Source organism: uncultured Clostridium sp. (genome assembly GCF_963515715.1).
Taxonomy (GTDB): domain Bacteria; phylum Bacillota; class Clostridia; order Clostridiales; family Clostridiaceae; genus Clostridium_AW.
The window spans coordinates 82,649-95,281 of sequence record NZ_CAUPZS010000006.1 but is presented as its reverse complement, the minus strand read 5'-3'; the positions used below and the strand labels follow the sequence as shown (position 1 = coordinate 95,281).

The 12,633-nt window shown below is 30.9% G+C and carries 9 protein-coding genes and 1 other annotated feature; of the genes, 5 read left to right on the top strand and 4 right to left on the bottom strand.

Going from position 1 to position 12,633, the window contains the following annotated elements:
* Positions 1 to 5: 5 nt before the first annotated feature.
* The 3 genes from RYO54_RS06860 to RYO54_RS06850 all read right to left on the bottom strand — a co-directional run bounded on the left by RYO54_RS06860 (position 6) and on the right by RYO54_RS06850 (position 3,656).
* The gene (locus RYO54_RS06860) at positions 6 to 803 is read right to left on the bottom strand and encodes a TIM barrel protein (protein ID WP_315116962.1); all 798 of its coding nucleotides are present in this window, start codon (positions 801 to 803) and stop codon (positions 6 to 8) included.
* Between the two features lie 170 nt (positions 804 to 973).
* Positions 974 to 2,572, bottom strand: coding sequence for a phosphoglycerate dehydrogenase (gene serA / locus RYO54_RS06855; protein WP_315116960.1), 1,599 nt, complete (start codon positions 2,570 to 2,572; stop codon positions 974 to 976).
* Positions 2,573 to 2,594: 22 nt separating this feature from the next.
* Complete coding sequence (locus tag RYO54_RS06850) at positions 2,595 to 3,656, bottom strand: alanine--glyoxylate aminotransferase family protein (protein ID WP_315116958.1); 1,062 nt, start codon at positions 3,654 to 3,656, stop codon at positions 2,595 to 2,597.
* Positions 3,657 to 3,717: 61 nt separating this feature from the next.
* Positions 3,718 to 3,922: a binding site (T-box leader), on the bottom strand.
* 130 nt (positions 3,923 to 4,052) lie between these two features.
* On the opposite strand from RYO54_RS06850, the gene RYO54_RS06845 reads away from it, so the two are divergent.
* The 3 genes from RYO54_RS06845 to RYO54_RS06835 all read left to right on the top strand — a co-directional run bounded on the left by RYO54_RS06845 (position 4,053) and on the right by RYO54_RS06835 (position 9,038).
* Positions 4,053 to 6,365 carry a diguanylate cyclase gene (locus RYO54_RS06845; protein ID WP_315116956.1) on the top strand — a complete coding sequence of 771 codons (2,313 nt, stop codon included), beginning with the start codon at positions 4,053 to 4,055 and terminating at the stop codon, positions 6,363 to 6,365.
* A 60-nt stretch (positions 6,366 to 6,425) separates the two neighbouring features.
* Positions 6,426 to 8,549, top strand: coding sequence for an anaerobic carbon-monoxide dehydrogenase catalytic subunit (gene cooS / locus RYO54_RS06840; RefSeq protein WP_315116955.1), 2,124 nt, complete (start codon positions 6,426 to 6,428; stop codon positions 8,547 to 8,549).
* Positions 8,550 to 8,669: 120 nt separating this feature from the next.
* Positions 8,670 to 9,038, top strand: a complete 369-nt coding sequence (locus RYO54_RS06835; RefSeq protein ID WP_315116954.1) for a DUF3232 domain-containing protein — start codon at positions 8,670 to 8,672, stop codon at positions 9,036 to 9,038.
* Between the two features lie 83 nt (positions 9,039 to 9,121).
* Here the strand turns inward: RYO54_RS06835 and RYO54_RS06830 are convergent, their stop codons facing one another.
* A complete protein-coding gene (locus RYO54_RS06830) occupies positions 9,122 to 10,519 on the bottom strand; it encodes a PdaC/SigV domain-containing protein (RefSeq protein WP_315116953.1) in 1,398 nt (465 codons plus the stop codon).
* A gap of 199 nt (positions 10,520 to 10,718) precedes the next feature.
* Between RYO54_RS06830 and RYO54_RS06825 the strand changes: the two genes are divergently transcribed.
* Complete coding sequence (locus RYO54_RS06825; RefSeq protein WP_315116952.1) at positions 10,719 to 11,621, top strand: GNAT family N-acetyltransferase; 903 nt, start codon at positions 10,719 to 10,721, stop codon at positions 11,619 to 11,621.
* Between the two features lie 32 nt (positions 11,622 to 11,653).
* Positions 11,654 to 12,556: a hypothetical protein gene (locus RYO54_RS06820; protein WP_315116950.1), complete on the top strand. Its 903-nt coding sequence runs from the start codon at positions 11,654 to 11,656 to the stop codon at positions 12,554 to 12,556.
* Positions 12,557 to 12,633: the final 77 nt, after the last annotated feature.

Genomic DNA, 12,633 nt, shown 5'->3' with positions numbered 1-12,633 from the left:
TGTAATTAACAAAAATTACTTTGTAATTTTTTCAGGGATTTTACTGCATTTTCTCTCGGTCTAACTTCTATGATATATACAATATCCTTGCCCTCCATCAATGAAAAATGTTTTTTAAAGTCTAAGTTACCTGTGCCTACGATTTGATGGTCACTTTTACCGTTGTTATCATGCACATGGCAGGTTCTTATTTTATCAATATTTTTAATAAAGAAATCCACTTCGTTATATTTATTTTCATAGGAATGACCTATGTCCCAAGTTAGAGAGAGTGAGGTTGTATCTAGCAACTCTTGAAGGGTTTCTTGAATTAAGTTTTCTGTAAATCTCCCAGAGTTTTCAACACAAATCATTAATTTATTACCGGTGTGATTAATTAATTCTATTAAGGAATTCTTTAATATTTTTTTATACTCTTCTTTATGAAATTCCTCCATATAACTCTTCCTATCCACTAAGGTAAAACATACAGAAGGACCTACATGGAGAGTCAAGGCTCTACCCCCAATGTGTATTCCAAAATCTATTATTTCCTTCAATCTATTTAAGGTAGCTTCTCTAATGCTACTTTGAAGTTGAAGCAGAGTTATATCTTCAGGGGCATGCATGGATAAAGTTATTCCTTTATCTTCGGCATGTTTTTTTATTTTAGCCCTTTCTTCCATAGAAAAGTTCTCAGGAAAGTATATAGGAACATTTAAATTTATTTCCACAGCAGACATGGTATTTTCCTGTGCAAAGTCTATGGTTTTATAAATATTTTCTTCTCCAACTGTGGCAGCATAACCAATTTTTTTCAGCATTTTTATACACCCCTTTTTAATGAAAAATGAAAATTTAAAAGTGAAAAATCAAGGATAGAATTCTGGGTAGAGAATTCTTGTAATCATGATGATATTAGAATTTCTTGCAGAAATTCATCCTCTATTTTTCGCTCTTCATTCTTAATTTTTCACTAATTTAACTTTTAAAGTTAAATTTCAACAACTTTTGCCCACAAAATATTATCAGAAGATGTGAGTTTATTTAGAGCAGTTTTTGATATTCTATCGTCTATATTTAATATCATAAGAGCTTTATCCCCTTTTAGCTTTCTGCCAACTTGCATAGTTGCAACGTTCACGTTTTCTTCTCCTATGAAGGTACCAACTTGACCTATAACTCCAGGAACATCTCTGTTTTGTAATATTAGCATATAATTTGTTGGGTTCACATCAACCTCATAGCCAAGTATTTCAACTAATTTTCCATCGCCTTTATTAGATAGTGTTCCTGATAGGGTAAATTCCTTTCCCGCATCATTTGTAATTTTAATTCTTATTAAGTTTGAATAGCTATTATAGTGCTCACAGAAATTTTCACAGGTTATACCTATGCCACTTTCTTTTGCTTTTACTAGAGCATTAATATAATTAACTCTGTCATCCATTATCGGCTGCAGTAATCCTTTAATAAAAGCTATGGTAGCCATTTCAGTATCCTGACAACCTATTTCTCCCCAATAGGTTATATCCACAAACTTTATTACTTCTTTGTTTACTTGATAATATATTTTCCCTAGAGATTCCATTAAATCAATATAAGGTTTTAAAACTTTTAATTCATCCCTGTGTATTAGAGGAAGATTAACAGCATTAGGTACAATTTCACCTTTTATGCCATAAAGTACCTGTCGAGCTACTGTTAGTCCAACATTTTGCTGAGCTTCCACAGTAGTGGCACCTATATGAGGAGTAACTACTACATTAGGGAAGTTATATAATTCTGCACTGTATCTAGGTTCTTTATCGTGAACATCTAAGCCTACGCTGGCAATTTTACCACTGGCAAGTCCATTGCATAGAGCTTTTTCTTCCATTAGTTTTCCTCTGGCAGCATTTACAATTCTAACTCCATCTTTCATAAGAGCTACTTCCTTTTCGCCGATGATACCTATAGTTTCTTCTGTTCTTGGTGTATGGATAGTTATATAGTCTGATTCTTTTAATAACTCTTCTAAGGCATTTTTCTTTTCCACATTATATCTTTCAAATCTCTCATCTGAAATGTATGGATCATAGGCAATAACTTTCATACCAAAGGCATTCATTCTTGTAGCAACAAGAGCTCCAATTCTGCCAAGGCCTATAATTCCTAGAGTTTTGTTGAATAACTCGTTTCCCATGAAGCTATCCCTATCCCAGTTTCCATCTTTTAAAAACTTATCTGATCTAGCTATATTTCTTGAGGTGGAAAGTAAAAGTCCTATGGTCAATTCGCAAGCTGAAATGCTATTGCTATCAGGAGTATTAGCTACTATAATACCTCTTTTTGTAGCCTCAGGAATATCAATATTATCTACTCCATTTCCAGCTCTACCTACAATTTTCAAATTAAGGGCTCTATCCATTAGTTCACTGTCTACTTTTGCATCACTTCGTATTATGAGTCCTTGATAATTATTTATTATATTTAATAGTTCTTCTCTTTCTATACCTATTTTTACGTCAACTTGGAAATCTTGCTGATTTTGCAACAATTCTATTCCCATATTATCTATTTTATCAATTATTAAAACTTTATTTATTTCCACAACGAATACCCCCTATAGTATTTTATATTATCTCTTTAATTGCATTTAAAGTTCTATATATCATCTCTTCGTTTATACATCCCATGTGACCTACTCTTATCATTTTTCCTTTTGCAGTTCCTTGTCCTCCGGCAACTATAATATTGTATTCTTTTTCTAATCTATTTTTTATATCGCTAGCATTTTCAAAGGAAATAGCGGTAATAGTATTGGAAAGTGCGCTTTCATCAGTAAAGATTTTTAATCCCATACTTTTCACTTCTTCTCTGAATTTATCTGCTAGCATTTTATGTCTTAAAAATACGTTATTTAAGCCCTCTTCCTCTATCATAGTTAAAGCTTCATTAGCAGCTGATATAAGAGAGACTGCAGGAGTATAAGGGTTTTGAGGATCATCTTTTTCTAAATATTTGTTAGCATTTAAGAAATCAAAATAGAATTTAGGTATATTTGAAGCCTTGCAATACTCAAAAGCTTTTTTGCTCACACCTACAAAAGATAGACCAGGAGGAGACATCAAAGCCTTTTGAGATGCTGTTATTAACACATCTATATTCCATTCGTCCATTTTGATATCTATTCCTCCAAGGGAGCTTACTGCGTCTACAATGTAAAGAATATTTTTATCTTTTAAATATTCTCCTATTTCTTTTATAGGATTAACTGCTCCTGTAGAAGTTTCATTATGAGTAATAATAAGACCTTTATGATAATCTTTTAAGTTATTTTTAATTTCCTCAAGAGAGACAGCTCTCCCCCAAGGAACTTTTATTTCATCAACTATTAATCCATATATTTTTGCTATTTGTATAAATCTGTCGCCAAAATCACCAATTGATACGGCTAAAATCCTATCACCAGTACTAAAGCAGTTAGCTATAGAGGCTTCTAAAGCACCTGTACCAGCGGATGGGAATGTTAAAACATTATTTGAAGTTTGAAAAACAAATTTTAATCTTTCGTTAAATTCTCTAAATAAATTACTATATTCAGATGTCCTATGATGAATCATTTTTTCATTCATCTTGTTTAATACTCGCTCAGGAACGTTAGTTGGTCCTGGTGTCATTAATAACTTTTCCATATAGAAAACCTCCTATCAAATAAAATAAAATTAAAATAAAAAAACCCGCCCATTAGAATAATCTAAGGACGGGGGATAGCCACGTGGTACCACCTTAATTTTGCTACTTGCAAGTAGCCTTTGCATGATAACGGTTTTTAACCGGCATAGGTTGTTACCCCTATACAGCTCCAGGTCGGATTCAACAAGCTTCAATGCCGATTCTCACCATCCATCGGCTCTCTTAAAATGAAGGATTGTTTACTACTACCTTTCAAAACATCAATGTGTTAAGTCGTATTATATAATATATCAAAGCATAAATCAATATTAAATTTTAGTATTTTTATTCTTTAATCCTACATATAATTTATAGAAACAACAAAAGTATTATAGTAAAAGGAGTGTAAATTATAGATGATTGGGGATAGGGGTGTTAATAATAAATATAGTGAAGTCATGGAAAATATGTTTGATGGATTCATATATAGCAAGATTATTTTGGATGATAATTCCGTACCAATAGATTTTACTTTTGAAGAAGTGAATGATAAGTTTATAAATATTTTAGAAGTAAGTAGAGAAAATATAATGAATAAAAAAGGAAGTGAAGTATTAAAGAAGTATAAAGGGGGAGATCTGTCCTCTATTTATATTTACGGAAATATAGCTTTAAATGGGGGAATGGCTAGGTTTGATGAATACTGGCAAGGTATTGACAAGTGGTTTTCAGTATTTATTTACAGTGATAAAAAGAACTATTTTGCTATGACATTAATAGATATAACAGGTACGAAAAAAACTTGGAATAAAATTAATAAATTATCTGATAGTTTGGTTAGGTATCTACAGTTTCCCTTTGGAAATATAGATTATAACATTATTTGTAAGGATATATTAAAATTATCTGAAGGAAAAATAGTGGCTCTTATTATGTATGATAAAAATAATAAGAGCTTTAAATTTAAATCTTTACAAGGACTAGATAATGATTTAAAAGAATTTCATAACATTATAGGATGTAGGTTACTAGGAAAAAATTTTCCTCTAGATAAAAGAATAAATAAATTGCTGAAAGAAGAGGGAAATGTTAGATTTTATACTATTGGAGAGTTTTTAAGTGACATAGTTAGTGAAGATAAAATACATGATATAAAAGATAAGATAAATGTTGATTATTGTTGTAGTGTAACAGTTAAAGAGAGGAAAAATATTTTAGGAGAACTTATAATATTTATGCCAAAATATAAGCCTATATTCGATAGCAGTATATTTGAACTATATGCAAATTATTTAAGCTCATTTTTAATGAGACAGAACCTGGAAAAAGAACTTAAAGAAAAAGAGGAAAGATGGAAATTTGCTATTGAAAGCAATGGAGATGGGGTTTGGGACTGGAATATTAAAAGCAATGAAGTTATATTTTCTAATACATTTTTACACATGTTAGGTTATGAGGAAAATGAAATATCAAAGGATTTTCAGTCCTTTATAAATTTAATTGCCACAGAAGATTTAAATTTATTTTATGACAGTCTTCAAAAACATTTCAATGGTGAAAGTGATATTTTGAGGATAGAGCATAGGTTAAAATGTAAAAATGGATATTATAGAGAATATTTGACTAGAGGGAGAATAGTAGGATGGGATAATAATGGAAGTCCAAATAGGATGATTTGCACCCATACGGATATTACGGAAAGAAAAAGAGCTTTCCAAAAGGTAGCTTATCTTTGCTTTCATGATAATTTAACAGGGTTATACAACAGGGCTTTTTTAGAAGAGGAAATGAGAAGATTAGATACTAAAAGGCAGCTACCCCTAACCATAATAATGGGAGATGTGGATTGTTTAAAGTTAGTTAACGATGCCTTCGGTCATGATGAGGGCGATAAATTGATAAAGAATGTAGCTAAAATACTTAAAAAGTGCTGTAGAGAAGAAGATATAGTTGCTAGAACAGGGGGAGATGAATTTGTAATAATGCTGCCTAAGGTAACAGAGGAAAGAGGGCTTAAGATAGTAGAAAAGATCAAAGAGATGTGTAAGAGAGAAGTAGGTTGGACTATACAACCTAATATTTCCTTAGGAGTATCAACGAAAAATAACAATGAAGAAAGTATTGCTGATGTATATAAAAAAGCTGAAGAGAGAATGTACAATAATAAATTACTAGGAAGTAAAGAATTAAAAAAGAAAATAACTAATTATTTAACTGAAATACTCAATAAAAAATCTCAAAATAAAGAAGAAGACTTAGCTATGGTAAAGGATCTATCTTTGAAAATAGGTGAGCATTTAAATTTAAGTAAAGAAGAAATGGATGCCCTATTAACATTATCAACTATATATAATATAGGATTAATTGCTATGCCGGAAAAATTATTAGAAAAAGAGGGAGGTTTTAATGAAATAGAGATGGAGATAATTAAAAGACATTGTGAAACAGGATATAGAATAGCATCTTGTATTCCAGATTTTGCTTATATTGCAGAAGACATATTATGTCACCATGAATATTATAATGGGGAAGGTTACCCACAGGGATTAAAGGGAGAAGAGATCCCCTTATTATCTAGAATAATATGTGTTTTAGAGGACTATATTAAAAATCAGGATAAAAAGTTAGCCTTAGAAGAGATAAAGCTACAATCTGGGAAAAAATATGACCCTAAAATAGTAGAAGCCTTAGAAATAGCTGTAAAGGGTTATAAAAATATGGATAAATAGAATAATAGAAAAACCTTCTGGTAAAACTATTTTGTAATAAACTTTACAGGAGGTTTTTTTATGTCTGATAAAGATATTAAAAGCTCATACGAAGAAAGTGCGAAAAGAATGAGCGGTGCTAAAGAAACTCTAGGATCTAAAGTAAAAGATACTAACGATCCTAATGAACACAATGATTTGCATGAAAAGATTAATGTAAACTACAGTAATTCAGCGGATTTTTCTTCTATGGAAGAAGTACATAAGTGGCAAAGAGAGCATGTGAAAAAAGAACAAGGAAAAGATGGATATCCGTTAAACGTAATAATTGATCCGGCTATGAGGGAAATGTACAAGGTTGTACACGATGCAGGTTTGACTAATGTATTTGATAGATTTTCACAACAACAGCCTATACAATGTAAGTTTTGTATAGAAGGATTGTCCTGCCAACTGTGCGCAAATGGACCCTGTCGTATAAATGAAAAAGTACCAAGAGGAACCTGTGGTGTTGATGCGCATACTATGGTGGCTAGAAACTTCATGTATAGACATGTTACCATAGGAACTTCAGCGAATATATTCCACTGTCATCAAGCTGCTCGTACATTAAAAGCAGCAGGAGAGCATCCTGAAAGTGGATTGAAAATTAGAGATGCGGAAAAGCTTAAAAAATACGCCGATATGGCAGGTCTTGATGCAAATAAGCCAATTGAAAAGCTAGCCATAGAATTCGCTGATTGGGTTATGAATGATATTCATGCTCCTTATCATATACCATCTAAAACAGTTGAAGCTTTTGCTCCTACAAAACGTAAAGATTTGTGGAGACAGCTTGGTTTATTCCCAGGCGGAGGATATAGTGAAGTAGCTTATGCTCAAACTAGATGTATGACTAACTTCACATCAGATCCAGTAGAGTTTCTATTAAATAGTGTAAGATTAGGTATAGCTAATGAGTACCAGGGACTATTTTTATTAGATATTATTCAAGAAATACTTATGGGAACTCAAGAAATAGCTAAAAAGAAACAAAACATGGGATTACTAAAGGAAAATATGATAAATGTAGTTACAAATGGTCATATGCCATTACTTGCTCATGTTGCTATCGACTTAGCTTCAACAGATGAGTGGCAGCAAAAGGCTAAAGCTGTAGGTGCTGAAGGCATTCAAATATTAGGTCATGTATGTGAAGGACAACAGCTTATAAACTATGAAGGTACCCATAATCAAAAGGGCTATGGCGGTCAAGAAGGAGAATGGTTGTCACAAGAATATTTATTAGCTACTGGTGTAATAGATTTATTTATGTTTGATTATAACTGTACTGTAGCTACAATGCCTATTTTTGCAAAGAGATTTGGAACTAAGTTATTGAGTACTCATCCAGTAATTAAACTTCAAGGAACCGAAACCTTAGATTTCGTTCCTGAAAAAATGAAAGAACAAGCAGAAAAAGCACTAGAAAAAGCACTTGAAGGCTTTAAGCAGCGTAAATCAGAAAATAGGAAAGTATATATTCCACCATATGTATCAGAATGTACTGTAGGATTCAGTACTGAGTCAGTTAAAAAAGCATTAGGTGGAAGCTTTAAACCTTTAATAGAGCAAATAGTAAATGGAAACATCAGAGGTATAGCTACTATTGTAGGATGTACTACTGCTAGATATGGTCAAGGTGGAAGTAATATATTTAAAATCACTCAAGGCTTAATTAAAAATAATATAATAGTATTATCTGGAGGATGTACATCTAGCGTAATGGAATATACTGGTCTTACTAATCCAAAAGCTGCTGATGAATGTGGAGAGGGATTAAAAGCTGTATGTAAGAGTTTAGGAATATCACCAGTGTTATCTTACGGTGCTTGTGTAGATATAGGAAAAATGACTCATACAGCAAAGGAAATTGCTGACGAATTGAATGTAGATACAAATAAATTGCCTTTAGTAATTGGAGCACCTGAATACTTAGAGCAGAAGGCAGTAGCAGATGCTTGTACTGCAGTAGCTTTAGGTTGGTTAGTGCACGTAGCTCCAGTTCCTTCAATAACAGGAAGTGATGTAGTAGTGAAAACTCTTACTGAAACTACTGAAACTCTTGGCCTAGGAAAAGTAGTAGTTGAAATGGATGCAGAAAAAACAGTTCAAATATATGTAGATCATATAGAGAAAAAACGTAAAGAATTAGGATTAAGTTAACATAATCAAAGAGCTTAGGTACTTAATAATGCCTAAGCTTTTTTTATTAAATATGAATATATATGGATAACATTTAATAATATATATAAACAATATTTCTAAAAGGGAAGAAAAGGTATTATGATTGAGAAAATAAGAGAAGTTGCTGATAAGATATCTAATTCAGAGGATTTAGACTGCATCGAAGTATTGGAGGATTTAATTTCATCAGCTGGAGAATTTGTTAAAAAGGTAAATACATTAGAAGGAGGGAGCATAGTTTCTAAATATTATAAAGATGGAGATGAATTTAGAGAGTATATGACGGATTTGGACAAGGAGAGATTTTTAGCTCATAATGAACTTATAGCTAATATTAAAATAGTTAATAGATTGTGTAAAAAATATAATATTCCTGTTATATATATTGGAAATGAAGAAGATAGGAGAGCTATTGGAGAATTTGGACTTGCATTAACCAATGAAATATTTTCTTCAAAAAGAACATAAAAGCATGTAAATTAAATACATGCTTTTTTTATGGAATTATTCAACTAAAATTGATTGTTTTTATAGGTGTGATAAGGATTTTATTAGATGCTTATATAATTTTTAATTAAAGAATAAGGTATTTCAAATTTTACTACGCCTAATGCATAAGGAGCAATTTCATAAGGCTGGAAATAAATAACCAATCTATCTTTTTCTATATAAAAACTTTGATCTTCTTTTATACCATCAAAACCAAGAATAGAGCAGTTTGCATTATCTTTATTTCTTTCTTTTATCAGTTTATTTACCTCAGCATTTATAATTTTTTTATAATCTACTCCACTTTTAAATATATCTTTTAAATATAATTCCTTACCAGTAGTTAAATCAATATTATAGGGAGTAACATTATAATTACCGTGAGCTCCACCTGTATATTGGTTATATAAAACTGTAAGGCTTAAAATCTTATCATCAACTAAATATATTGTATAATCTGTATCAGCTGCATAATCTATAATATTGAAACCCATTTGTTTAGATTCTTTTGCGAAATCTATTCCCTCTTTTTTTAACGAATTATTAAACTTTAATGCATCATTTTTTAATAGTTTATTTAAGTCTTCCTGTATATTTTTATCTTTTAATCCAGTTATAACGGGAATTCTAATATCGCTTTTAAACCCTGTCTCATACTCCTTTATTAAATCTGTATATATTAAAGGGCTATCTTTTTTTAATTGCAAATCTAAATTAATACCATTTTTAAAAGATTTAAATGGTATTTTAAATTCTTTAAAGCCTCCAGCGTAAGGAGCAATTTCATAAAGATCAAAATAAACTACTACACTATCTTCTGTTATATAAAAAGGTTGATCCTGTAGAATTCCTTTAAAATATCTGCTTATTTCTTCATAGTATTCTGAAGGGTTTTCTTGAATTTTTTCTCGTACTACGGTATTTATTATTTCTTTGTAATCCTCACCAGGGTTAAATAAATCCTTTAATGATGCATTAGTGCCTGTTTTTGTATCTATATTAAAAGTTTTTTTATTAGTCATACCATGAGCCCCACCGGTATGTGAATAGTAGGAAATTGTAAGGCTTAATAGGTTGTTTTTATTATAATGAACTTCATAATTTACGGAAACTTCGTATGGATTCATAAGGGTTTTTTCTTTTTTACTTTCAAGGGCAGATTTTTTTATGTTCTCTTTAAAATCTAATATGTCCTTTTCAATTTCTTTATTTAATTTTGCTTCAATATCTTTGTGTTTTGATAATGAAATTACAGGGATTTTAATATTTACGTTCATCAAAGTGTTGCTTTCTTTTAATTCTTTTGTAGATATTTTAGTATTATTTTCAATAGCTTTTGCCATTGTTTGAATCTGTGAGCTTTTTAGCGGGGATTTATCTACTAAATTATTTGCAAGAGCAGGGGTATAAGTATTTATGGACAACATTCCAGTGAGTGTAGCTATTAATAATTTATTCATGATAATTACCTCCATTAAAAATACGTTTAATTTATGTTTTAAATATACTATATTTTCCAATGAAAGAGGTTACAAAATAACTAATTTGAAGTAACAAATTGGTAACAAATTGGTACAAACTTTTAAATGAGCATATAATTAAGACTTTGTAGTATAATTATATGGAAGTTTACTTGAAAGGAAAAGGGGAGTATATTTTATGGAAAATAATATGGATGTGTTTCCAAAGCTTGAAACTGAAAGATTAACATTAGAAAGCATAGATGAAAGCAATGCAGAAGCTTTGTATAAATACTGGTCTGATGAAAAGGTAACAGAATTTATGGACATAGATAACTTTACAGATATTAATGAAACGAAAAAAATGATAAATTTATTAAATAATCTTTATAACCAAGGGAAAGCAATTCGTTGGGGAATATATAGTAAAGAAAACCACACTATAATAGGAAGTTGTGGATACAATAGTGGACTAGAAGATGGCATGACCACAGGTGAAATAGGGTATGAAATAGGAAGAGAATATTGGGGAAATGGATATATGGAAGAGGCTTTAAAAGCTATAATTGATTATGGTTTTGAAAAGCTCGATCTCAATAGAATTGAGGCTTATGTTGCAAAGGATAATGAAAAATCTTCAAAGCTACTATATAAATTAGCATTTAAGAAGGAAGGTTTATTGAGAGGCAAAGGCTTCTATAAAGGGAGATTTTGGGATGAGTTTATCTTCTCTTTAATCAAAGATGAGTGGGGAAAAAATCAAATAAGCAAAGTCCTTTTTCATGTAGATGAAAAAGAAAAGCTAGACTTAGCTTTTAGAAATATAAAAAATTTATTGAATGATTTAGGTGAAGAAAATACTTATGTAGAGATGGTTGTAAATGGTGGAGCAGTGGAGGAATTAAGAAAAGAGGAGTTTAAATATCATAATATATTAAATGAATTAATTTCCTCTAGGGTTAAAATAGTTGCTTGTAAAAACTCATTAAATGCTATGGAAATTAAGAGTGAGGACTTAATAGAACAAATACTTATAGTATCTTCAGGTGTAGGAGAATTAGCAAGAAAACAAATGAATGGCTGGGCTTATATTCGCCCATAAGTTTTGTTGATCTTAACTAAGGAGATGATTTTATGAAGGACATAATAATCGAAGAAGTAGTCTACAAAAGTTTTGGCAACTGTGTAAAAATGAGCAATGGTGAAATAGAATTATATATTACTATAGATAAAGGTCCTAGGATTATAAGATATGGATTTATAGATGGAGAAAATGAATTTTGTGAGGATATTCCAACAACTATGCATGTTTTAGGGGATACTTGGAGTTTGATGGGAGGACATAGGTTATGGCATAGTCCAGAAGATAATCCAAGAACTTACATTCCGGATAACAAGCCAGTAAAATGGAATAGAAATGGCGACTCAATAACATTGGAAATAGAAGAACCTTGGACACAAATAAAAAAAGAGATTGAAATATCTTTGAAATGTAAAGGAACAGAAGTAGAGGTTTCACATAGATTAACTAATAAAAATGCTTGGGCTATAGAGTTATCTGCCTGGGCTATTACAGTTATGGCTCACGGAGGTGTTGAAGTGATTCCGCAGCCTAAAAGGGAGACAAATTTACTTCCTAACAGAGTTATAGCACTATGGCCCTATTCAAAGATGAATGATGAGCGTGTATATTGGGGAGAAAAGTATATATTTCTAAAACAAAATAAAAATAAAAAGGATCCATTTAAACTAGGAATTTCAAATGAAGAGGGATGGGGAGCTTATTTCAATCATAATAATCTATTCATAAAAAAGCACGAGCATCTATCTAAAGAAAATTATCCTGATTTTGGGGTATCCTATGAAACTTATACAAATGAATACATGGTAGAAATGGAAACTCTATCACCTTTAAGAAAATTGCTTCCAGGTCAGTCCGTTGTACATATAGAGAAATGGAGCCTCATAGGGGATGTATCTTATCCAGGAGAAGATGAAAAAGAGATAGAAAATATACTAAATATACAGGGTATTTAGTAGTTTAAATGTATCATTAAAGGTTTTTGAAGCAAGTTCAAAAACCTTTTTTAAATTAATTAAAGTAAAAAAGGAAT

Coding starts and splice junctions, on each gene's coding strand:
- RYO54_RS06820 (WP_315116950.1), top strand. CDS start 11,654: ATGAAGGACATAATAATCGAAGAAGTAGTCTACAAAAGTTTTGGCAAC.
- RYO54_RS06860 (WP_315116962.1), bottom strand. CDS start 803: ATGCTGAAAAAAATTGGTTATGCTGCCACAGTTGGAGAAGAAAATATT.
- cooS (WP_315116955.1), top strand. CDS start 6,426: ATGTCTGATAAAGATATTAAAAGCTCATACGAAGAAAGTGCGAAAAGA.
- RYO54_RS06830 (WP_315116953.1), bottom strand. CDS start 10,519: ATGAATAAATTATTAATAGCTACACTCACTGGAATGTTGTCCATAAAT.
- RYO54_RS06850 (WP_315116958.1), bottom strand. CDS start 3,656: ATGGAAAAGTTATTAATGACACCAGGACCAACTAACGTTCCTGAGCGA.
- RYO54_RS06825 (WP_315116952.1), top strand. CDS start 10,719: ATGGAAAATAATATGGATGTGTTTCCAAAGCTTGAAACTGAAAGATTA.
- RYO54_RS06845 (WP_315116956.1), top strand. CDS start 4,053: ATGATTGGGGATAGGGGTGTTAATAATAAATATAGTGAAGTCATGGAA.
- RYO54_RS06835 (WP_315116954.1), top strand. CDS start 8,670: ATGATTGAGAAAATAAGAGAAGTTGCTGATAAGATATCTAATTCAGAG.